Source organism: Nocardia sp. NPDC051900, from assembly GCF_044452545.1.
Taxonomy (GTDB): Bacteria; Actinomycetota; Actinomycetes; order Mycobacteriales; family Mycobacteriaceae; genus Nocardia; species Nocardia sichangensis.
The window spans coordinates 136,261-158,333 of record NZ_JBITBU010000003.1; the positions used below are offsets into that span (position 1 = coordinate 136,261).

Genomic DNA, 22,073 nt, shown 5'->3' on the forward strand with positions numbered 1-22,073 from the left:
AGCACTCAGTAGCCCTGCATCACCTTGCGCAGCGCGTACTCGGTGAGCGCGACCAGGGCCTGCTTGGCCGGCTCCCGGCGACGGGCGTCGATGGACATGATCGGCACATCGGCAGGCACGGCGAGCGCCTGCCGGATGTCCTCGATCGGGTAACGCGGCGCGTCGTCGAATTCGTTGAGCGCCACCAGGAACGGTAGGCCGCGCGCTTCGAAGTAGTCGACGGCCGCGAAGCTGTCCTCCAGCCTGCGGGTGTCGACCAGTACGACGGCGCCGATGGCGCCCCGGATCAGGTCGTCCCACATGAACCAGAATCGGTACTGGCCGGGCGTGCCGAACAGGTACAACACGAGATCGTCGGCGAGACTGATCCGGCCGAAGTCCATCGCCACGGTGGTGGTCGATTTCATCGGGATGCCGGTCAGATTGTCGATCCCGGCGCTGGCATTGGTCACCAATGCCTCGGTGCGCAGCGGAACGATCTCCGAGACAGCACCGACCAACGTGGTCTTCCCGACGCCGAAGCCACCCGCGACCACGATCTTCGCCGATGTTGGCTTACTGGTACGAGTGTCGACCTGCGCCGTCGAATCAAATACGCCGGAGTCCACTGAGAACCCTTTCGATCAGCTCGCGACGCTCATCGTCGCTGGAATCGTCTTTCAAAGTCGCCGAAACGCGCACGTGCCCGGCCTCGATCAAATCGGCCACGAGCACACGGGCCACCCCGATAGGGATACCCAATCGGGCTGCTACCTCGGCAACGGACGGCGATTCTCTGCACAACTCCACGATTGACGTCTCGATGTTGGTCAGTTCGAACTGCCGCTCCAGGGCGACCGGATGCGATGCGACGAGAGCCTCCAACGCCAACTCGACCGCGGGCCTGGTGCGGCCTGCGGTCAGCGAGTACGGCCGTACGAGGCTGGGCTCGACGCTTCCCACGCGGTGATCTTCTATGTCCATCCCACCATCAGGAACCCATCGTGACGCGTGGTGTGGCCTGAACAGTCTGGCCAACCCGCTCGACCAACAGAGCCATCTCGTAGCCGACCTGACCGATGTCACACGAAGTGTTGGTCAGCACAGCGAGATAGGAACCGTCGCCGACAGCCATGAGTAGCAGGTAACCGTGCTCCATCTCGACGACGGACTGCAGCACGGTGCCGCCCTCGAACAGGTTCGAGACGCCGACTGACAGGCTGGCCAGACCGGCCGTGACGGCCGAGAGCTGTTCGGCGCGGTCGACGGGCAGTTGGGCACTCGCGGCCATGAGTAGGCCGTCAGCCGAGACCAGGACAGCATGGGCTACGCCAGGAACCTCGTTGGCAAAGTTCGAAACCAGCCAATCCAGCTGACGATTCGTACCACCTAGATCGGGGTTCATCGGTCTCCTTTATCTCCGGTTAGGTTCATTGCTCTCATTGCGCGGCCATCCCGGACGCCCTGCTGGTGACGACTCAAGCTGGACCTGATCGTTTCTGGGTCGCGGCGCGGCGCCCGATCCGCCGCACCGCTGACGCCGCCGGGGACAAGCCTTCCGCCCGGATTGCGTTGCGGCAACCCCGCCGCCGTTTTCGTCTCCGGCTGCGCCTCGCTGGCCCGGCGAGCCGCTTGCCAACCCTCGTCACCCGGCGATTCGAAGGAGGCAGCCACCTGAGACCTATCCGTGTTGGGATCCGACAGCCACGCCGACATCATCTCGGCGAAGATCGGCGTTCCGCCCATCGACGCTCCCGACTCGTCCGCGGGCTGCAACCTGGTCTGGAAGAACGAGGCCGTCTTGGCCGGGTTGGACCGGAAGCTGTGCTTGCCGGGATCGCGCCCCGGCGAGGCGGCAGGCTGCTCTGGGCTCGCGGCGTGCTGGCCACCGCGATCGCGCTGCGGCAGCGCGATACCCGGCGGCACGGGCTGGCGCTGCGGCGCCTGAGCGCCCGGCTGCCGCTGCGGCAGACCGGTCAACCCGCTCTCGCGCTGCGGAAGGCTCGACGGCGCGGGCGGACGCTGCGGCAGACCGGTGGCCGCGCCCGCGTCCCGCTGCGGCAGACCGCTCGCCGTCGCATCTCGTTGCGGCAGACCGTTGCCGACGGCAGGCAGCGCGCCGGAGCCCGGCTCCCGCTGCGGCAAGCCGTTGGCGGACTCACGCTGGGGCAGACGGTGAGCACCGGCGTCCCGCTGCGGCAGACCGTTGCCGGGTTCACGCTGCGGCAGACCGGTGGGCGCCGCATCGCGCTGCGGCAGGCTGGGCGCGGGCTGCCGCGATGGCAGGCCGGTGGCACCCGATTCACGCTGCGGCAGGCCGGTAGCGCCCGGCTCACGCGACGGGAGACCCGTCGCGCCCGATTCACGCTGCGGCAGGCCGGTAGCACCCGGCTCACGCGACGGCAGGCCGATGGACGGTTCACGCGACGGCAGACCGGTAGCACCCGGCTCACGCGACGGCAGACCCGTGGCACCCGGCTCACGCGACGGCAGACCCGTCGCGCCCGATTCACGCTGCGGCAGGCCGGTAGCACCCGGCTCACGCGACGGCAGGCCGATGGACGGTTCACGCGACGGCAGACCACCCGCCGCCGACTCACGCTGCGGCACACCGTTCGAACCCGGCTGCCGCTGCGGTAGGCCGGTGGCGCCCGGCTCACGCGACGGCAGACGCGTCACACCCGGCTCACGCGTCGGCAGACCACCCGCCGCCGACTCACGCTGCGGCAGGCCGCCAGATGCGGAATCACGCTGCGGCAAGCCACCCAGACCGGAGTCGCGCTGCGACAAGCCGCCCAAACCGGAGTCACGCTGTGACAAACCACCCGCGGCCGATTCCCGCTGCGGCAGACCGCCGGAGGCGGACTCACGCTGGGGTAGACCGCCCAAGCCGGATTCCCGCTGCGGCATGCCCTTCGAAGCGTCTCGCGGCGGCACGCCGTTGGTGCCCGGCTGGCGCTGCGGCAGACCGGTGCTCGGCTGCGGCACGCCGTTGGCGCCCGGCTGACGCACCGGTAGCTCGCCCGAGTTCGGCTCACGCGACGGCAGGCCGGTACCGGACGACTCGGCGGGCCCACCGGGCTGGCGCGGCGGTGGACCGCCGGGGCTGAGGTTGCGCTTGGGCAGGCTGGCCGCGGCGAGCTTGCCACGCTGCGGACCACTCGGCGCGGGCTGCCCCGGCGCGGGCCGCAGACTCGTAGCCGACTGCTGGTTCTCCGAGCGCATACCGGACGACGTCATCGCCGAACCCGGCTGCCGCTGCGGCAGTCCACCCGGTCCCGTGGGGATCGGTCCGCTGGACGAAGCGGTGGGCTTGGCGCTCACGACCGGAATCGGGCCGCTCACCCCGGGATCGACGGTGACCATGACATTGCCCCCAGGAGTCCGCTGGACGGCCCGCATCTGCATGGACGACGGCGCCGACGGACGCTGTGGAGCGGCGGCCTGCGGCGAAGGCTGCGGGGTGACGGGCTGCCCCGCGCTCGGTTTGCCCGCGACGATGAGTCCGACGGGCACGTGCACGGTCACCGTCACGCCCGGATCGCGCGCGGTGTCGAAGGTCGGCCGCAGCCGCACGGTGAGACCGTGCCGCTCGGCGAGCCTGCCGACCACGAACAGACCCATGTGCCGGGCCGTGTCCGGCCCCGGCTCGGCGGTCTGCTCCAGACGGCGGTTGATATCGGCCATCTCGGCGGGCGGCATACCGATGCCGCGGTCGGCAACCTCGATGAGCAGTCCCTGATCGTGCGCCTGCGCGAACGTGAACTTGACGTCGGTCTCCGGAGGCGAGGCGCGCAGCGCGTTGTCGAGCAACTCGGCGAACAGATGCGCGAGGTCGGAGGCGGCGGGTTCCTTCAGCGAACCGCGCGGCGTAGCGCCGAGCTTCACGCGCTCGTAGTCCTCCACCTCGGAGATCGCGGCGCGCAGCACGTCGGCGATCTCGACCGGGGCGGACTTGGCGCGGCGCTGCCTGGTGCCCGCGAGAATCAGCAGGTTGTCGCCGTTACGGCGCATACGGGCGGCGAGATGGTCCAGCCGGAACAAGTTCTCCAGCAGGCGCGGGTCCTTCTCGTCGTACTCCATCGCCTCGATGAGCGTGAGCTGATGGTCGACGAGCGACTTCGACCGCCGCGCCAAGGTCTCGAACATGTCGTTGACCTGCGAACGCATCTTCGCCTGGTCACTCGCCAGGCGCAGCGCCTGGCCGTGGATGTCGTCGACCGCGCGGGCGAGCTGACCGATCTCCTCGGTGCTACGCACCGGCATCGGCTCCAGCGGCACCTCTTCCGGCGAGGCGCCGGTGCGGAGCTGGGCGACCTCGTGCGGCAGGTCGCTCTCGGCCACGCGCAGCGCAGCCAACCGCAGCCGGTGCAGCGGGACGATCATCGAGCGGGCCACGAAGACCGCGAGCAGCAGCGCGGCGAGGATGGTCGCGATGACGACCGCGGTATAGGTCCACGCGTCCCGCTGGGCGGTGGTCACCAGCGAGTCCATAGCGGAGTCGATGTCCTTGGTCGCCTTGCCGACGACGTGCTCGTACACCGCGAGGCTGTCGGTCAGCGACTTCTTCAGGTCACCGACCGGAAGCTGGCCCGCCTGCGATTGCGGGCTGGTCAGCAGCGCGATCCTGGTGTCGATGCCCGCGCGCAGGTCGGCGATCGAGGTGTCGCCGTCGGCGAAGCGGTGCGCGAGCACGTTGAGCAGCGCGCGCTCGGTGTTGGAGGCGATGAGGAAGTTCTGGACGCCGGACTGCTGGGAGCGCAGCACCTCAGGGAAGGCCGCCAGCTCGCTGACCAGCGTGGCACGGGTGTTGAGCGAGTCGACCAGGCGCAGTTTGGCCGCGTCCACCGCGGTGTCGCTGACCTGGCCGACCGTCGTCTCGACGATCCGGACGCTGTCGCTGCGGACGCGGTCGATCAGCGCGAGGGTGTCCGACGGCGGGCCGGTGGAGACCGACTTGCCCTGGGCGCGCACCCCCTTGGCCTGGGTGAGCATGCTGTCGATGGCCGCGCGCGCGCCCGGTACGCCGTCGAGTTTGCCGACCGCCTTCTCGGCGTTTGCGATCGCCTTGTCCAGGTCCGCCAGGTTCTGATCGGTCACCACGGACTGGTTGGATCCCAGCGAGATCATCTGCGAGCCCGCGGTGGTGGCGGTCTGCGCGCTGAGCGCGGTGACCGAGGGGATGGCGGCGACGTTGTCCGAGACGTCGGCGAGCCGGTTCGAGTCCGCGAACTCCGACGAGATCCTGGATACGCCGAGGCCGACCGCGACCGCGAGAGGCACGGCGAGGACCGCCGTCACCTTCCAGCGCAGGTCCCAGTTGCCCAGCGCCCAGCGGCTACTGCCGGAGCTAGCGGCGTCACGCATCTCCCACTCACTTTCCAAACTGGCCTCTACCACGCGCCATCAACCGAACCTCCACAATCGCGTGCTTGGCTCGACAGGTGGAGCTGGCCGAGAGCTGCGGCTGGCCGAGAAATTGCGTCTACGACGGCCCAAATAAGTGACATCAGATTCTAACGGATCAATAACTTCTTGGGTGACGGGGCGTGATGTCGCGATCATTGACCTGCCGGTTCCAGGCAAAACCAAAGGTAGCGGCACCCACCCGGGCGTCGCGTGAAGTCTGCCACAATCAACCAGATCTATCGAGGCGGGCATCGAGGCGAGGCTAGGGAGTCACGGGGTTGAACGTGCGGCACGAGTACCGACCGGCCTACCAGACCAGCTTGGTGGATCCAGCCGAGTTCTGGGCCGGCGCGGCCGAAGCGATCGACTGGGACGTGCCGCCGACGCAGATCGTCGACAGCGGCGCCCGCCCGGTAGCCAGGTGGTTCTCCGGCGCCCGGCTCAACACCTCCTTCAACGCGCTCGACCGCCACGTCCACCCCACCACCCCAGACTCGCCGAGCCGCGCCGATCAGCCCGCACTGATATACGACTCGGCTATGACCGACGCCACCGTTGTCTACACCTACGCCGAGCTGCTCGACGAGGTGTCGCGGTTCGCGGGGGCGATGGCGCGGCTGGGCGTCGCCGCGGGCGACCGCGTGGTGATCTACCTGCCGATGATCCCCGAAGCGGTGATCGCGATGCTGGCCTGCGCCCGCATCGGCGCGGTGCACTCGGTGGTGTTCGGCGGCTTCGCGGCCCCGGAACTGGCCGCGCGCATCGATGACGCCGAGCCGGTGTTGATCATCACAGCGTCCGGCGGCCTGGAACCGGGCAAGCAGATCGAATATCCGCCCATCGTGCTGCGCGCGCTGGATCTCGCCGAGACGACCGCGCCGCGCACGGTGATCGTCAAGCAGCGGCCGCAGTTCGACACGATCCACTTTCCCGCGCCGCAGCCCGCCACCGAGTACCTGCCGAGTTCGGCGGAGACCGTGGCCGCGCAGTGGCTCGACTGGGACGACGCCGTCCGCGACGCGCCGCGGGCCGACCCGGTGTCGGTCGCCGCGACCGATCCGCTCTACATCCTCTACACCTCCGGCACCACCGGGAAGCCGAAGGGCGTGGTCCGCGACAACGGCGGGCACGCGGTCGCCCTGGCCTGGTCGATGCGCAACATCTACGACGTCGACGCGGGCCAGGTGATGTGGGCCGCCTCCGACGTGGGCTGGGTGGTCGGACACTCCTACATCGTCTACGCGCCGCTGTTGGTCGGAGCCACCACGCTGCTGTACGAAGGCAAGCCGGTCGGCACCCCGGACGCGGGCGCGTACTGGCGGGTGGTGGACAAGCACAAGGTCGACGTGCTGTTCACCGCCCCGACCGCGCTACGCGCCATCCGCAAGGCCGACCCTGAGGCCGAGCTGGCCCACCGCCACGACCTGTCCTCCCTGCGCGCGCTGTTCTGCGCGGGCGAACGCCTGGACCCGGCCACCTACGCCTGGGCCGACGAAACCCTGCTCGCGGGCCGCTCGGACTGCCCCGTCGTGGATCACTGGTGGCAGACCGAGACCGGCTGGCCGGTCTGCGCGAACCCGCTCGGCCTGCAGCAGCTGCCGATCAAACCGGGCTCGGCCTCGGTACCGGTGCCCGGCTATCGACTACGCGTGCTCGATTCCTCCGGCAACGCGGTGGCGCCGAACACCGAAGGCAACATCGTCATCGGTCTGCCGCTGCCGCCCGGCACGCTGACCGGCCTCTGGCGGGACGAGGCCCGGTACGAGCGCTCCTATCTCTCCGCGTATCCCGGCCACTACCTCACCGGCGACTCCGGCTACTTCGACGAGGACGGCTACCTGTACGTCCTGGGCCGCAGCGACGACGTGATCAACATGGCCGGGCACCGGCTTTCGGCGGGCAGTATCGAGGCGGCCATCGCGGGGCACGAGGCCGTCGCAGAATGCGCCGTCATCGGGCTGCCCGACGAACTCAAGGGGCACCGGCCGCTGGCGTACGTGGTGCTCAAGTCCGGCGTCGACATCGATCCCGACCGGCTGCGCGACGAACTGATCGAGCGAGTGCGCACCCACGTCGGCGCGATCGCCGCGCTGCACGACGCCATCGTCGTGACCGCGCTGCCCAAGACCAGGTCAGGCAAGATCTTGCGCAAGACCATCCGGCAGATCACCTCCGGCGAGACTTTCGAGGTGCCTTCCACCATCGAGGATCCGGCGGTGCTGGTGGCGCTGGAGCAGCAGATCCGCGCGGCGCGTCCCGAATGGCGGGACCCGGCGCACAACACGGAGAACACCGACGACGTAGTGGCGCCGGACGTGGATCCGGTTGCGCCGTCCTGAGTTTCCGCACCGCCGTTAACGTCCTCAGAGTTTCCTCAGAGGATGTTCATGTCGGTGCCAGCAGTTCGAAATAGCCTCGAGACCGCCCGAAACCCCTCGATGATCTGGAGGCAGAGACATGAAACGTTCCGTAGGCCGCCCCGCCGTCGCCGCTGCGGCAGCAGGTGGAATCGCCACGGTCACGTTGCTACTGAGCCCCGCTATCGCCGCCGCGGGCCCGATGGAATACGCCGAGCCCCTGCTGACCTCGGACTGCTCGTTCGCCCAGGTCGACGCGGCCCTGCACGACAAGGCGCCGCAGCTGGCCGCGATGCTCGACGCGAACCCGAACCAGAAGGCCGAGTTGCAACGCAAGTTCGACCAGCCGGTCGAACAGCGCAGGGCCGAATTGCGGCGGGCCATCGACGAGAACCCGGACGCGGCGCGCCAGGCGGAGAACGACCCGCGGACCGCGCAGTTGCGCGACACCATCCGCGTCGTGGCGGAGACCTGCCACAACTACTGATCCCGCGGAAACACGGGTGACTCGCCGGGCATTTCCGTATTCCGGCGGGTCATCCCCTGGTTCCGAACGCGAGTCCGCGCGCCGACTCGCACGACCGAAGATTCACGGAGGCGGGGAGCAGAATGGACGACGTGACCTCGACCTCGAACCCGACGGTTCTCGTCGTCGACGACGACGAGGATGTGCTCGCCTCGGTCGAGCGCGGGCTGCGTTTGTCCGGCTTCCAAGTCCTGGTGGCCAGGGACGGCGCACAGGCGTTGCGCAGTGTGAACGAGAACGCGCCCGACGCCATCGTGCTGGACATGAACATGCCTGTGCTCGACGGCGCGGGCGTGGTGACCGCCTTGCGCGCGATGGGCAACGAGGTGCCGATCTGTGTGCTCAGCGCCCGCGCGTCGGTGGACGACCGCATCGCTGGGCTGGAGTCCGGCGCCGACGACTACCTGGTCAAACCATTCGTGCTGAAGGAACTGGTGGTCCGGATCAGGGCGCTGCTGCGCAGGCGGTCGGACGTACCAGCCCCCGCGACCCCGGGAGCGGTCGCCATCGGCCCGCTCGAGGTGGACGTCGCCGGCTACCGCGCGCTGCTGCACGGCCGCGAGATCGAACTCACCAAACGGGAATTCGAACTGCTGTCGACGCTGGCCAGGAACGTCGGAGTGGTGCTGAGCCGGGAACGCCTGCTGGAACTGGTGTGGGGCTACGACTTCGCCGCCGACACCAACGTGGTGGACGTCTTCGTCGGCTATCTGCGCCGCAAGCTCGAGGTGGACGGCACTCCCCGGCTGCTGCACACGATCCGCGGCGTCGGGTTCGTGCTGCGAGCGCCGAAATGACGGTGCCCGCCGCCGCACCGCCGAAAACCCGTCGGCGCCGATCGTTTTCGCTGCGCACCCGCGTCGCGGGCGCGGCAGCCGCAGGCGCGATCATCATCGTGACGCTGATCAGCCTGATCAGCATCCGCGCCATCGAGCGCAACAACGTGCGGCAATCCGACCAGCAACTCGACGTCGCGGCGCGAATCGTGCTGATCGAGCCGCAGATCGCCGTCCGGTTCATCAGCCTGACCGGCTTGAACAACAACATGGCGGTGACCGTCCGGGACAACGGCGAGGTGGTCGCGAGCACGCCCACGGAACTGCCCGAGTTGCCCACCGGCTCCCGCACCGTGCCGGTGGGCGGTACCCCCTACCGGATCCTGACCACCACCGAGAAGCAGCCCGCGGGCCGCGTGGTCGCAATCGGCATACCCGCCGCGGACGCGGCCGAGGCCACCGCCGAGCAGCAACGATGGGTGCTCGGCGGCGCGCTGCTGGCCATCGCCGCCGCCGCCGGGCTCGGCTGGTTGCTCGCGGGCGCTGCGGTGCGCCCGATCGTCCGGCTCACTCGGCAGGTGGGCGCACGCAGCGCGTTTCCCGATCCGAGCAATCCGCAGGCGCCGGTGGAGGGCGCGGGCGTGCACGAGGCGGAGCAATTGGCCGACGCGGTGAACACCATGTTGCAGCGGGTGGACCAGGCGCAGGCGCAGACCGCCGCCGCACTGGAGACCGCCCGCGACTTCGCCGCCGTGTCCGCCCACGAACTGCGCACCCCGCTGACCGCGATGCGCACCGATCTCGAGGTACTGCGCACACTCGACCTGGACGAGTCGCAGCGGTCGGAGATCCTGGGCGACCTGCAACGCAGCCAGGGCCGGGTGGAGAGCACGCTCGCGGCGCTGGAGCGGCTGGCCACCGGCGACCTGACCAATGAGCGCGACCACGTCGCCACCGACGTCGGCGACCTGTGCGACCAAGCCGCGCATGACGCCATGCGGCACTTCCCCGGCCTGGTCGTGCGCATCGATTCCGACGCCGAGCTGGTCACCCGCGGCCTGCCCGCCGGGCTGCGGTTGGCGGTGGACAACGCGCTGGCCAACTCGGTCAAACACGGCGGAGCGACCGAGGCCCTGGTCTCGGCGCACCGTGCGCCCGACGGCCACATCGTGATCTCGATCGATGACAACGGGCGCGGCATCCCGCCGCAGGAGCGCGAGGCCGTCTTCGACCGCTTCTTCCGCGGCAGCCAGGCGAGCAAGGGTGGCTCCGGACTCGGCCTCGCTCTGGTCGCTCAGCAGGCCCAACTCCACGGCGGCCGGGCCTATTTCGACGCGGGTACCCTCGGCGGCATCCGCTTGGTCCTGGACTTACCAGAGCGGTCGGCAACTTAGACAACTTTCAGAGAAACGCCAAGGGGGGTGCCATAACTCGCGTTTAGGGTCTGCGGCGTGATCGGAAAACGCGCCCGCTGGGGCCTTCTCGTCGTCGCCCTCGTCGCAGCTGGAGCGCTCGGCGCCGGGCTCACCGCTTGGACCGGGACGGATCGGGGGCCGACGGGGATCGCGCTGGTCAATGCCGATGCCGGGCCGACAGGGGCGCGCGTGGTCAAGGCATTGCAGGACGCGGGCGGCTACGAATGGACCGCCGCGGCGCCGGGTGCGGCGAACACGGACGACTACGCCGCGGTGATCACGCTGCCCGCCGACCTCACGGCGTCTATGGGCACTTTGGCCGGGCCCGAACCGAAGCGGGCCAAGGTCGCCGTGGACACGAACGAACACGCCGACGCCGACTTGGTGCACGGCGCGGTGACCGCGGTGACGCACCGGATCGGCGCGGCAGGCGTCGACGCCGCGCTCACCGCTGTCGCGCAGGCCAGGTCGCAGATGTCGCAGGTGCAGTTCAGCGCCCAGTTGCTCAACGCGGGCGTCGAGGCGGCCGCCGCGGGAGCCGACCAGTTCAGCTCCGGCGCCGATCAGTTGCTCGGCTTCCTGGAGTTCGCGAAATCCGGATCGGCGCAACTCACTTCGGCCATCGCGTTGCTGAACTCCACCGTCGACGGCGCCGCCGCGCAAGCGGGCCGGCTCGCCGCGGCCCTCGATTCGACCGGCATCACGATCGCGCAGGTGGAACGAACGGCGAACACGGTGAGCGGCGGACTCGACCAGATCCTGCCGCTGCTGCGCGCTCTGCCGTTCGCGAGCGACCCGGCACTCGCCGACGTCATCGGGAAGCTGGAAGCGCTGCGCGGCGTGTCCGCGCAGGCGGGATCCCAGCTGACCGGCCTCGGCTCGCTCGTCGGCGGCGCGGTCGACCCCGACACCGATCTCGGCACCCTGCTCCGCACCGTCGTCGACCGCCTGACCAGCGCGAGCGCGCAACTGTCCGAAGGCGCGAAACTCGCCGAGGGCCTGCCGCAGCTCGCCGAACAGGGCGGCGCTCAACTGGTCGGCGCCATCGGCCAGCTCACCGGCGGCGTGAGCCAGCTACAGAACATCGTGCACAACCTGAGCACGCAAACCGACAAGGCGGTGGCCGCGCTGCCGCAACGTAGCAGCACCCAGCAAGCAGCGCTGGCAGCGGCCCTGACCGACCCGGTCGAGATCGTCAGGAAGTAGATACGACGATGGCCCGTCTTCTTCTACAGAAGACGGGCCATACGCGAGCCACAAGAGGGCCGCAACACGCGGCGCCGCAAGACTAGTTAGCGTTCAGCAGGTCGATCACGAAGACCAGCGTCTTGCCGGACAGGGGGTGACCGCCGCCCGCCCCGCCGTAGGCCAGCTCCGGCGGGATGGTCAGCTGACGACGACCGCCGACCTTCATCCCGGGAATGCCGTCCTGCCAGCCCTGGATCAGGCCGCGCAGCGGGAAGGTGATGGACTCGCCGCGGTTCCACGACGAGTCGAACTCTTCGCCGGATTCGAATTCGACGCCCACGTAGTGCACTTCCACGGTGCCGCCGGGCACGGCTTCTTTGCCCTCGCCCTCGATGATGTCCTTGATCACCAGCTCGGTGGGCGCGGGCCCTGCCTGGAACTCGATCTCCGGTTTGGTCATTCGGCTATCCCCTTCGATAGATGGTGGATGGATTTCGTCAGCGATTGTTGATCTCGCGGTAATCGCGAGCGCCGTAGCCGGTGTAGATCTGCCGGGGACGGCCGATCTTCAGCGGCTCGCTGTGCATTTCGCGCCAGTGCGCGATCCAGCCGGGGAGCCGGCCCATCGCGAACAGCACGGTGAACATGCGGGTCGGGAAGCCCATCGCCTTGTAGATGACGCCGGTGTAGAAGTCGACGTTCGGGTACAGGCGGCGCTCGATGAAGTAGTCGTCGGTGAGCGCGGCCTCTTCCAGGGCCTGGGCGATGTCGAACAGCTCGTCGTGGCCGCCGAGCTTGCTCAGGATGGCGTCGGCGTGCTTCTTGGCGATCGAGGCGCGCGGGTCGTAGTTGCGGTAGACGCGGTGACCGAAGCCCATGAGCTTCACCCCGTCTTCCTTGTTCTTGACCTTGCGGATGAACTCCTTGACGTCGCTGCCGCTGGCCTTGATGCCGTCGAGCATCTCCAGCACGGCCTGGTTCGCGCCGCCGTGCAGCGGGCCCCACAGCGCGTTGATGCCGCCGGACACCGAGGTGAACAGGTTGGCGTCGGACGAGCCGACCAGGCGCACGGTCGAAGTGGAGCAGTTCTGCTCGTGGTCGGCGTGCAGGATGAGCAGCATGTCCAGCGCCGCGGCGACCTCGGGGTCCACCTCGTAGGGCTCGGCCGGGAAGCCGAAGGTCATCCGCAGGAAGTTCTCCACCAGGCTCAGCGAGTTGTCCGGGTAGAGGAAGGGCTGGCCGACCGACTTCTTGTACGAGTAGGCCGCGATGGTGGGCAGCTTGGCCAGCAGCCGGATGGTGGACAGCTCGACCTGTTCGGGGTCGCGCGGGTCCAGCGAGTCCTGGTAGTAGGCCGACAGGGCGTTCACCGCCGAGGACAGCACCGGCATGGGGTGCGCGTTGCGCGGGAAGCCGTCGAAGAACCGCTTCAGGTCCTCGTGCAGCAGGGTGTGCCTGCGGATGCGGTCGGTGAAGTCCTCGAGCTGGGCCTGCGTGGGCAGCTCGCCGTAGATCAGCAGGTAGCTGACCTCGATGAAGGTCGAGGCCGCCGCGAGCTGGTCGATCGGGTAGCCGCGGTAGCGCAGGATGCCCGCCTCACCGTCGATGTAGGTGATCGCCGACTTGGTCGGGGCGGTGTTCATGAAGCCCGGGTCGTACGTCACATACCCGGTGCTGGCCAGCAGCTTTCCCAGCTCGATCCCGTCGTTGCCCTCGGCGGCCCTGGTGACCGTCATCGGGAACTCGCCGCCGGGATAGGAAAGGACCGGCTTGGCGTCGTCGTCGACGTTGATGATGTTCTCAGCGGGCACGGAAGGATCCCTCTCAGGCTAGAACCACAGGCACCGGCGCGGTGGCGCACGATGCGCTTGCCTCAACGCTAGCCGTTGGCCGACGCGGACAATACCGGAGGGTAGTCCTGCGGCGGCTCACAAACACGTCCCGGCGCGGTGAGGTCCGGTGGCTTCCGCGAAACGCGGTCGCCAAGCGTTAGCACTGCACGTCACACGGCGATTTCGGCAGGAGCGCGACCGACACGGTAACGCGTGAAGGCCGGAAACGCGACCGCCGCGATCAGCACACCCACCACCACGAGCGCACCGCCGCCCGCCGCGGCTACAGCGGTACCCAGGCTCGCTGCCGCGAAACCGTGGGCAACATCACCGATGCGCGGGCCGCCCGCGACCACCACGGTGAACACCCCTTGCAGCCGCCCGCGCAGCTCGTCGGTGGCCACCGTCTGCAGCATCGTGACCCGCAGCGCGGCCGAGACCATGTCCACCGCGCCACCGAAGGCCGAGCACACCAACGCAATCCACAGCCCGGCGCCGAGACCGAGACCGTAGCCGGTGAGCCCGACGGCGAGGCCGAAGCCGACCATCGCCAGCCCCCACAGCGCGATGCAGACCAGGACCGCGAAGCCCTGCCTGCGGATGCGCGGAATCCACCCGGAGAACACGCCGCCGAGCACCGCGCCCGCCGACATCGAGGCGAACAACAGGCCGAGCGCGACGCCACCGGTCGCCGGGTCGCCGAAGGTCTCGTGCGCGATCTGCGGGAACAGCGCGCGCGGCATGCCGAACACCATGGCGATCACGTCCACCGCGAACGACGCCAGCAGCACCCGTTGCGTGGCGAGGTAACCGAAACCGTCCAGCACGGTGCGGAATCCGGCGCGGCGCACCGTTCCGGTCGGCGGCAACTCGGGCAGCCGCCAGACCGCCCACAACGTGGCCAGCAGCGCGACCGCATCGATCAGGTAGAGCGTGGCGAGCCCAACGACGGGAATGAGCACCCCGGCCAGCACCGGACCCGCGATGGCGCCGAATTGCATCACCGTCATGTTCAGCGAATTCGCGGCGGCCAGTTGGCCTTCCGGCAACAGGCGGGGGATGGTGGCGCTGCGGGTGGGCTGGTTCACCGCGAAGAACGCCTGCTGCACGGCGAACAGGCCGAGCACGAGCCACACGTTGTCCGCCCCTGCCACCGCTTGCAACCAGAAGGCCAGGGCGGTGAGGCCGGTGCCCGAGTTGGTGATCAGCAGGAGCCTGCGCCGATCCAGCACGTCGGCGAGCGCGCCGCCCCACAGGCCGAACACGATCAGTGGCACCAAGCCGAACAGACCGGCCAAGCCGACGTAACCGGAACTGCCGGTGATCTGGAAGATCTGCTGCGGAACCGCGACCACGGACAACTGCGCGCCGATCATGGTGACGATGCCCGAGCTCCAGAGGCGTCGGAAGTCCGGATTGCGCAGCGGAGTGGTGTCGGCGAGCAGTTTCACCGCCGCAGCGTAATCAGTCCTCCCCTCCGGATCGACGCGAGAATTCTCACGCCGGCGCTGGGAATACGTCAGGGCTGCAAGCGCTCGACCGTGGTCCCCGCGTCCTGGATCCGCACCCGGATGCGGTTGTGCAACCGGCCGCGCCGTCCCTGCCAGAACTCGACCTCGTCGGGACGGACCAGGAAACCGCCCCAGTGCGGCGGCACCGGGATCTCGTCGGTATCGGCGAATCGCGCGGTCGTCTCGGCCAGCGTGCGATCCAGTTCGGCCCGGGAGCCGATCGGCTGGGACTGGCGCGAGGCCCATGCGCCCAGCTGCGAGTCCCGCGGCCTGGAACGCCAGTAGGCCACCGTCGTCTCGGCGGAAACCCGCTCGACCGCGCCGCGCAAGTGCACCTGTCTGCCCAGCGCGGGCCAGACGAAGGTGACCGCGGCATACGGGAGGGCGGTCAACTGAGCGCCCTTGGCCGAGTCGTAGTTCGTGTAGAAGATCACACCCTCCGGGGAGAGCCCTTTGCACAGCACCGTCCGCGCGACCGGCCGCGGCGTGCCGTCGGCCAGCGACACCGTGGCCAGCACCATCGCGTTGGGTTCGGCGATGCCGACCGCGGTGGCCTGTTCGATCCAATGTCGCAGCAGCGGCTCCCAGCCGCCTGCGAGCCAGGTCTCGTCCAAGTCGACGTCGTCGTTGCCGCCGTGCGGGAGGCCGCCGTAGTCGACCCGCATGGCCGCGAGATCCGATGAATTGTCCAGGTCACGCATGGGGCAGACGTTACTCCTCGGTAGCGGGGAGCTAAGGTTTTGATGATCGGCATGTGCTCGTCAAATCCGACAACTTCCCATCGGCGAGAACATGCGACCCAAGTGCAAGGAGAGTCGCGACATGACTACCAGCCCCGCGGTTTCCGGTGGGCAGGCCACCGTTCCCAGCGATTTCGTCAGTGGCCTCGAGGGCGTGGTGGCTTTCACCACCGACATCGCCGAACCGGACAAGGACGGCGGCGCGCTGCGCTACCGCGGAGTCGACATCGAGAACCTGGTCGGGAGCCGGGTGACCTTCGGTGACGTGTGGGCGCTACTTGTCGACGGATCGTTCGGGCGCGGCCTACCGCCCGCCGAGCCGTTCCCGCTCCCGGTACACACCGGTGACGTGCGCGTGGACGTGCAGGCCGGGCTGGCCATGCTCGCGCCGATCTGGGGCTACCAGCCGCTGCTGGACATCGACGACGAGACCGCTCGCGAGAACCTGGCCCGCGCCTCGGTGATGGCCCTGTCGTACGTCGCGCAGTCGGCGCGCGGCATCTACCAGCCCGCGGTCCCGCAGAAGAAGATCGACGAGTGCACCACGGTCACCGAGCGCTTCATGACCCGCTGGAAGGGTGACCCGGACCCGCGCCACACCGAGGCCATCGACGCCTACTGGGTCTCCGCCGCCGAGCACGGCATGAACGCCTCCACCTTCACCGCCCGGGTGATCGCTTCTACCGGGGCCGACGTCGCGGCGGCGCTGTCCGGCGCGATCGGCGCCATGTCCGGCCCGCTGCACGGCGGCGCGCCCGCGCGCGTGCTGCCGATGATCGAAGAGGTCGAGCGCACCGGCGACGCGCGTGCGCTGGTCAAGGGCATCCTGGACCGCAAGGAGAAGCTGATGGGCTTCGGTCACCGGGTCTACCGGGCCGAGGACCCGCGCGCCCGCGTGCTGCGCGCCACCGCGAAGCGCCTGGCCGCGCCGCGCTACGAAGTCGCCGCCGCACTGGAGCAGGCCGCCCTGGCGGAGCTGCGCGAACGCCGTCCGGACCGCGCCATCGAGACCAACGTGGAGTTCTGGGCCGCGGTGATCCTGGACTTCGCCGAGGTGCCCGCGCACATGATGCCCGCCATGTTCACCTGCGGCCGCACCGCGGGCTGGTGCGCGCACATCCTGGAGCAGAAGCAGCTGGGCAAGCTGGTCCGCCCGGCGGCCATCTACACCGGCCCCTCCCCTCGTAGGCCCGAGGACGTCGAGGGCTGGGCCACGATCGCGCACACGTAGCGCGACCACAGCGTCACGACCGCGAGCCGGACGTGACGGCGGAAGCTGTTGTCCCGCCGTCGCGTCCGGCTCGCGTAGCATCCGGGAGGGGAAGCTAGAGGACTAGAGGGATGCTGGACGAAGGAATATCGAGGCGGCGGATGCTCGGCGTCGGCGCCGCTCTGGCCGCAGGATTCGCCGCCACCGGGTGCGGCACCACACAGAACACGGCTCTCACGCAGGCGCGCGCGTCGGTCGCGCCCGGCGCCACCACCGGGATGCGGGCCGCTCCGGTCTCCGCGTCCCTGGACGCGGGCACACCGGTCGCCGTCGCCGCCAGGCACGCCGGGATCTCGCCGAAGCGGTGGGGCGTCGAGATGGCGGGAATCACAAGTGCTTTCACCGCCGCGGGCAAACAGATGGCGCTCACTTTCGACGCCTGCGGCGGGACCGGCAACAACGACATCGACGAGTCGCTGGTGAACTTCCTGATCAGCGAGCGAATTCCGGCGACGTTGTTCCTCAACAAACGCTGGATCGATGCCAACCGCGCGCGTACCGCGCAGTTGGCGGCGAATCCGCTCTTCGAACTGGCCAATCACGGTGTGGCGCACAAACCGCTGTCGGTGAACGGCCGCGAAGCCTATGGCATCGCGGGAACCGCTTCGGCGCGGGAGGCGGCCGACGAAGTGTGGGCCAACCACGAGTTGCTCACCACGATCACCGGCAAGCCGCCGCGATTCTTCCGCGCGGGCACCGCGCATTACGACGACGTCGCGGTGTCCATCGTCAACGAATTGGGCGAAACCCCGGTCGGTTTCAGTATCAACGCCGATTTCGGCGCGACCGCGTCGGCCACCCAAGTGCAATCGGCGATGAATGCGGCCGCGCCCGGCGCTATTTCACTGGCCCATATGCATCGGCCGCGCTCCGGAACCGGAGCGGGGATGATCGCGGCGCTGCCGAAGATTCGCGCCATGGGTTTCACCTTCGTGCACCTGTAGCCGCTCGACCGTATTCGCCAGAGGTTTACTCCTCGAGCGAGGCGACCCAGTCGACGGCGACCGTGTCGCCGCGGTCCACTTCGAAGAAGGCGACCTCCAGATGCCTGCCCAGGTCGACCAGCCGGAGGGCGTGCAGCGGCACCGGCTGGACCAGCCGTACCCGCCACGGCTTGGGTTCGTCCCAGGCGCGCAGTTCGAGGTCCAGCCGCAGCACCGGGTCGTCACGACCGGAGTAGTCGGCCGCGACCGGCGCGGCGGCGAGCACGGTGGCGTCGGCGCGGCGGCCGTCGGCGAGGATCTTCGCGATGCTCGCCCGGCCCGCTTCTTCGAGGTCGGGCACGTACAGGACCAGGCGATCGCGGTCGCGCGGGTCCACCCGGCAGCACACCACGTCACCAGGCCGCATCCATTCCAGGTCCGCGTCCGGCACTCGCTGCCGCACCCGGCTCTCGTAGGGGAACTCGCCGGCCAGCTGCACGCGGACCCAGAACACGTGGCCCGGTTCGGTGCGGCGCGGACGCACGCCGAGGATCGTCGCGGTTCCCGCTTCCCCGCGGATCAACAACTCCCGCCGCATCGCGTCCGAGACCGTCGCGCCGCGCAGGCGGAGATTCCGCGCCCGCCGGCGCAGGCGCCACCCCGAGTTAGCTGACGGCATGCTCATGGGCGCTTACGTTAGCCGGAGTGTGGGCGTCGCCACAGCGACACCACCGACTACCCTGTTGGCCATGACCTCTGCGTTTCCGACCATTCCCGACGACCTCAAGCCCGCCGACGGACGGTTCGGCTGCGGCCCCTCCAAGGTGCGCCCGGAGCAGCTGCAGTCGCTGGTGAACGTCGGCGCCTCGGTGTTCGGAACCTCGCATCGGCAGAAGCCGGTCAAGGACGTGGTGGCGCGCGTGCGTTCCGGCTTGCGCGAGCTGTTCGGCCTGCCGGACGGCTACGAGGTGGTACTCGGCAACGGCGGCACCACCGCTTTCTGGGACGCGGCGGCGTTCGGCCTGGTCCGGGAGCGTTCGCTGCACCTGACCAACGGTGAGTTCAGCTCGAAGTTCGCCGCTGTCACCAAGGGCAACCCGTTCATCGGTGACCCGATCGTGGTCTCGGCGGAGCCGGGCAGCGCGCCGGAGCCGGTGTCGGACCCGTCGGCGGACCTGATCGGCTGGGCGCACAACGAGACCTCCACCGGCGTCTCCATCCCGGTGCGACGTCCCGCGGGCTCGGACCACGCGCTCATCGCCATCGACGCCACCTCCGGCGCGGGCGGCCTCCCGGTGACCATCACCGACGCCGACGTCTACTACTTCGCACCGCAGAAGTGCTTCGCCTCCGACGGTGGCCTGTGGGTCGCGCTGATGAGCCCCGCCGCGCTGGCGCGGGTCGAGGAGATCAAGGCGTCGGGCCGCTGGACGCCCGATTTCCTGTCGCTGCCGATCGCGATCGACAACAGCACCAAGGATCAGACCTACAACACCCCCGCGTTGGGCACCCTGCTGCTGTTCGCCGACCAGATCGAGTGGCTCAACAACAACGGCGGCCTGGACTGGGCGGTCAAGCGCACGCTCGACTCCTCCTCGCGCCTGTACTCCTGGGCGGAGTCGAGCGAATACGCCACCCCGTACGTCACGGACCCGGCGCACCGCTCGCAGGTCGTCGGCACCATCGACTTCGCAGACTCGGTCGACGCGGCCGCGGTCGCGAAGATCCTGCGCGCCAACGGCATCGTGGACACCGAGCCCTACCGCAAGCTGGGCCGCAACCAGCTGCGTATCGGCATGTTCCCGGCGATCGATCCGGACGACGTCAGCCAGCTGACCCGCGCCATCGACTGGGTCGTGCAGAATCTCGGCTGAGCGCCGCCTATTTCGGTCCGGAGTGCGCAACACGCCCGGGATCGACACGCCGCAGAATTAGCCATAGCGGAACGAACAGAGCAGATTAGCGGGGCACGGACGTCTCCGAGGAGATTTCCGTGCCGCGTGTCCTGCCCCATGAATCTCAGAAGTGCACTACTGTTTCGGAAAGTGGGCGGTGTCGCGAGTCGACGCGATAAGGAGGTAACGGTGCGTGAACTTCGAGTGATCGGGGTGACGCCCGACTCCACGCACATCGTGTGTATCGACACCGAGTCCGGTCAGAAGTTCCGGCTGCCCGCCGACGACAAACTGCGAGCCGCCGCGCGCGGAGACCTTGCCCGATTCGGCCAGATCGAGATCGAAATGGAAGCAACTATGCGTCCCCGCGATATCCAGGCCCGTATTCGAGCAGGGGCCTCAGTGGAACAGGTCACCGAAGAATCCGGAATGCCGGCCAGTCGCGTCGAGCGATTCGCCTATCCGGTGCTGTTGGAGCGAGCCCGCGCCGCCGAGCTCGCCCAGAAGGCCCACCCGGTCCGTCCCGACGGTCCCGCCGTCGACATCCTCATCGATGTGGTCACCGCCGCGTTCACCGCGCGCGGGCACAACATCGAGGGTGCCGAATGGGACGCCTGGAAGGACGAGAAGGGTTACTGGGTCGCCCAGTTGCAGTGGCAGAACGGACGATCCGAGATCGCCGCGCACTGGCGCTACCAGCCCGACGCGCACGGGGGTTCGGTCTCTCCGCTCGACGACCCGGCCTCCGATCTGATCGATCCTGATTTCGGACGCGCGCTGCGCGGACTGGCCACGATCGTGCCTCCGGAACCCGAGCCCGCGCCGCCGCAGCCGGAGCCGGTGGCCGAACCGCGTCCCGCCCCGGCCGCACCGCCCGCGCGCACCGCGAGCCGACAGAGCCAGCCGACGCTGGACGAGTACTACGAACAGCGGGCCGTCGCGGCCGGTGGCAGCGCCGCCGCGATCCCGCCGGGCAACGCCACGGCGCCCGCCGCGGCTACGCCTCCCGCGCCTCCCGCGGCCGCCGCCAACGCGACGCCTACCGCCGGTGCCGCCGTGCCACCGGCCGCCACCGTGGACACTCCCGCGCCGACGCCCGCCGCGCCCGAGGAGCCCGCGAAGCCCGCGGCCAAGGCTCCGGCGAAGCCGACGCGCAGCAAGCGCGGCAAGGCCCCGATGCCGTCCTGGGAGGACGTACTGCTCGGGGTACGCAGCTCGGGTCACTGAGCGCCGCCCCGCCACCGCGGGTCTTCGTCGTACCCGATCAGTCACGTCAGCGCGGTTCCAGGTGTCCATCGCGGACGCGTAAGCGCGCGAAATCAGTGGTCACGAACCGGCGTTCGTGGTGCGAAGCCGCACCGAGGCCGGTGCGGTGCGAGTAGATTTCGGTGTGGTCGACGACGAGCGCCGACGGTGACCGCAGCGATGCCGCGGCCTATGCCTTCGCGCGTTGCTCGAAGTTCGCTGAGTTCGATTCGTGCGACTATCGGGAGGTGCCGGAATGCTGTCCAAGGCTTGGTCGCTCTGGTACGTCGACGCACCGGACCCCCTGGCGGTACTGCGCGCGAACCACAACCCGGACCCCCAAGCCGCACTGGCACTGGCGAAGCAACTGCACCAGGACCGCGACGTGCGGCCGATCCTGGCAGGCACGCTGGCTGGTTGCGCGGGCCCGGCGATCGACGAGGTCTGCATCGGCTGCTTTCCGGGCGTGACGGTGCTGTGCTCGGCCCAGGCCGCGCGCATCCACCCGACCGAGATCCCGGAGTTGCTGGTACGTCCGCTGGCCTCGGAGCACACCTACCTGGTGTCGTTCGACGTCGAGCACGGCTGGGGCGCGTTCGCGCACTGGGAGCGCGGCGAGTTCCGCAGGTCGTTCAGCTCGACCCGGGTGTACATCCTGGAGGACGAGGGACTTCCGCTGGTATGGGAACGGTCCTACTGGGCCGGCGAGCATCCGGTGCGCTGGCGCGCGGGCGAACTGCCCGACCCTCAGTCGCTGCCGTTCGATCCGCCCGACTTCGCCGACGCGGCCAACAACGAATGGCTGGGCTTCCACTACCGCGGGGCCGCCGCATCCGGCGCGCTCGGCCCCGGGGACATACCTATCTGCAAGTTCGCACTGCACCCGAAGGGCAAGCTGCCCACCTCGGGGCTGCGCGGCTCAGCCGACGGCGGGGCGCACACGACCTCGCGCAAGCGTGGCCTGTTCGGCTGGCTGCGCGGACATGACCCCGTCGGTTAGCCGCGTC

General features: G+C 69.2%; 19 protein-coding genes. 10 read left to right on the forward strand and 9 right to left on the reverse strand.

Going from position 1 to position 22,073, the window contains the following annotated elements; translation table 11 throughout:
* Window positions 1-5: 5 nt before the first annotated feature.
* The 4 genes from ACIA5H_RS05345 to ACIA5H_RS05360 are packed head-to-tail and all read right to left on the reverse strand — an operon-like array spanning window position 6 to window position 5,346.
* Window positions 6-608, reverse strand: a complete 603-nt coding sequence (locus tag ACIA5H_RS05345; RefSeq protein WP_355074914.1) for an ATP/GTP-binding protein — start codon at window positions 606-608, stop codon at window positions 6-8.
* Window positions 589-963, reverse strand: coding sequence for a DUF742 domain-containing protein (locus tag ACIA5H_RS05350; protein ID WP_039795171.1), 375 nt, complete (start codon window positions 961-963; stop codon window positions 589-591). Before ACIA5H_RS05350 ends, ACIA5H_RS05345 begins: the two co-directional genes overlap by 20 nt.
* Before the next feature lie 7 nt (window positions 964-970).
* Complete coding sequence (locus ACIA5H_RS05355) at window positions 971-1,384, reverse strand: roadblock/LC7 domain-containing protein (protein ID WP_011207200.1); 414 nt, start codon at window positions 1,382-1,384, stop codon at window positions 971-973.
* Window positions 1,381-5,346: an ATP-binding protein gene (locus tag ACIA5H_RS05360; protein ID WP_397074098.1), complete on the reverse strand. Its 3,966-nt coding sequence runs from the start codon at window positions 5,344-5,346 to the stop codon at window positions 1,381-1,383. The genes ACIA5H_RS05355 and ACIA5H_RS05360 overlap by 4 nt, the downstream gene beginning before the upstream one ends.
* Before the next feature lie 320 nt (window positions 5,347-5,666).
* Between ACIA5H_RS05360 and ACIA5H_RS05365 the strand changes: the two genes are divergently transcribed.
* The 5 genes from ACIA5H_RS05365 (at window position 5,667) to ACIA5H_RS05385 (ending at window position 11,668) form a co-directional block, all read left to right on the forward strand.
* On the forward strand, window positions 5,667-7,727 hold the full coding sequence (locus ACIA5H_RS05365; protein WP_397074100.1) for an AMP-binding protein: 2,061 nt from the start codon (window positions 5,667-5,669) through the stop codon (window positions 7,725-7,727).
* A gap of 118 nt (window positions 7,728-7,845) precedes the next feature.
* A complete protein-coding gene (locus ACIA5H_RS05370) occupies window positions 7,846-8,232 on the forward strand; it encodes a hemophore-related protein (RefSeq protein ID WP_355074921.1) in 387 nt (128 codons plus the stop codon).
* 122 nt (window positions 8,233-8,354) lie between these two features.
* Window positions 8,355-9,068 carry a response regulator transcription factor gene (locus tag ACIA5H_RS05375; RefSeq protein ID WP_355074922.1) on the forward strand — a complete coding sequence of 238 codons (714 nt, stop codon included), beginning with the start codon at window positions 8,355-8,357 and terminating at the stop codon, window positions 9,066-9,068.
* Window positions 9,065-10,441 (forward strand): HAMP domain-containing sensor histidine kinase, encoded by a 1,377-nt coding sequence (locus ACIA5H_RS05380; protein WP_355074924.1) that lies wholly within the window; start codon window positions 9,065-9,067, stop codon window positions 10,439-10,441. Before ACIA5H_RS05375 ends, ACIA5H_RS05380 begins: the two co-directional genes overlap by 4 nt.
* A 57-nt stretch (window positions 10,442-10,498) precedes the next feature.
* The gene (locus tag ACIA5H_RS05385; RefSeq protein WP_379250524.1) at window positions 10,499-11,668 is read left to right on the forward strand and encodes a hypothetical protein; all 1,170 of its coding nucleotides are present in this window, start codon (window positions 10,499-10,501) and stop codon (window positions 11,666-11,668) included.
* A gap of 82 nt (window positions 11,669-11,750) precedes the next feature.
* Here ACIA5H_RS05385 and ACIA5H_RS05390 read toward each other — a convergent pair whose 3' ends face one another.
* The 4 genes from ACIA5H_RS05390 to pdxH all read right to left on the reverse strand — a co-directional run bounded on the left by ACIA5H_RS05390 (window position 11,751) and on the right by pdxH (window position 15,694).
* Window positions 11,751-12,110 carry an FKBP-type peptidyl-prolyl cis-trans isomerase gene (locus ACIA5H_RS05390; protein WP_355074928.1) on the reverse strand — a complete coding sequence of 120 codons (360 nt, stop codon included), beginning with the start codon at window positions 12,108-12,110 and terminating at the stop codon, window positions 11,751-11,753.
* 37 nt (window positions 12,111-12,147) lie between these two features.
* Window positions 12,148-13,461, reverse strand: a complete 1,314-nt coding sequence (locus ACIA5H_RS05395) for a citrate synthase (RefSeq protein WP_083880375.1) — start codon at window positions 13,459-13,461, stop codon at window positions 12,148-12,150.
* A 191-nt stretch (window positions 13,462-13,652) separates the two neighbouring features.
* Window positions 13,653-14,933 carry an MFS transporter gene (locus ACIA5H_RS05400; protein ID WP_397074104.1) on the reverse strand — a complete coding sequence of 427 codons (1,281 nt, stop codon included), beginning with the start codon at window positions 14,931-14,933 and terminating at the stop codon, window positions 13,653-13,655.
* A gap of 68 nt (window positions 14,934-15,001) precedes the next feature.
* Window positions 15,002-15,694, reverse strand: coding sequence for a pyridoxamine 5'-phosphate oxidase (gene pdxH, locus ACIA5H_RS05405; RefSeq protein WP_364424975.1), 693 nt, complete (start codon window positions 15,692-15,694; stop codon window positions 15,002-15,004).
* Between the two features lie 121 nt (window positions 15,695-15,815).
* Here pdxH and ACIA5H_RS05410 point away from each other — a divergent pair, with 121 nt between their 5' ends.
* Both ACIA5H_RS05410 and ACIA5H_RS05415 read left to right on the forward strand, forming a co-directional pair.
* Complete coding sequence (locus tag ACIA5H_RS05410; protein WP_364424977.1) at window positions 15,816-16,964, forward strand: citrate synthase 2; 1,149 nt, start codon at window positions 15,816-15,818, stop codon at window positions 16,962-16,964.
* A gap of 110 nt (window positions 16,965-17,074) precedes the next feature.
* Window positions 17,075-17,947, forward strand: a complete 873-nt coding sequence (locus tag ACIA5H_RS05415) for a polysaccharide deacetylase family protein (RefSeq protein ID WP_364424979.1) — start codon at window positions 17,075-17,077, stop codon at window positions 17,945-17,947.
* A gap of 25 nt (window positions 17,948-17,972) precedes the next feature.
* Here the strand turns inward: ACIA5H_RS05415 and ACIA5H_RS05420 are convergent, their stop codons facing one another.
* Window positions 17,973-18,611: a hypothetical protein gene (locus tag ACIA5H_RS05420; protein ID WP_355074937.1), complete on the reverse strand. Its 639-nt coding sequence runs from the start codon at window positions 18,609-18,611 to the stop codon at window positions 17,973-17,975.
* Window positions 18,612-18,675: 64 nt separating this feature from the next.
* Between ACIA5H_RS05420 and serC the strand changes: the two genes are divergently transcribed.
* The 3 genes from serC to ACIA5H_RS05435 all read left to right on the forward strand — a co-directional run bounded on the left by serC (window position 18,676) and on the right by ACIA5H_RS05435 (window position 22,066).
* Window positions 18,676-19,800, forward strand: coding sequence for a phosphoserine transaminase (serC, locus tag ACIA5H_RS05425; protein ID WP_355074939.1), 1,125 nt, complete (start codon window positions 18,676-18,678; stop codon window positions 19,798-19,800).
* A 210-nt stretch (window positions 19,801-20,010) separates the two neighbouring features.
* The gene (gene sepH, locus ACIA5H_RS05430; RefSeq protein WP_397074109.1) at window positions 20,011-21,048 is read left to right on the forward strand and encodes a septation protein SepH; all 1,038 of its coding nucleotides are present in this window, start codon (window positions 20,011-20,013) and stop codon (window positions 21,046-21,048) included.
* A 274-nt stretch (window positions 21,049-21,322) separates the two neighbouring features.
* Entirely contained in the window at window positions 21,323-22,066 is a 744-nt protein-coding gene (locus tag ACIA5H_RS05435; protein WP_379250513.1) for a DUF6928 family protein, read from the forward strand.
* The last annotated feature ends 7 nt before the right edge of the window (window positions 22,067-22,073 follow it).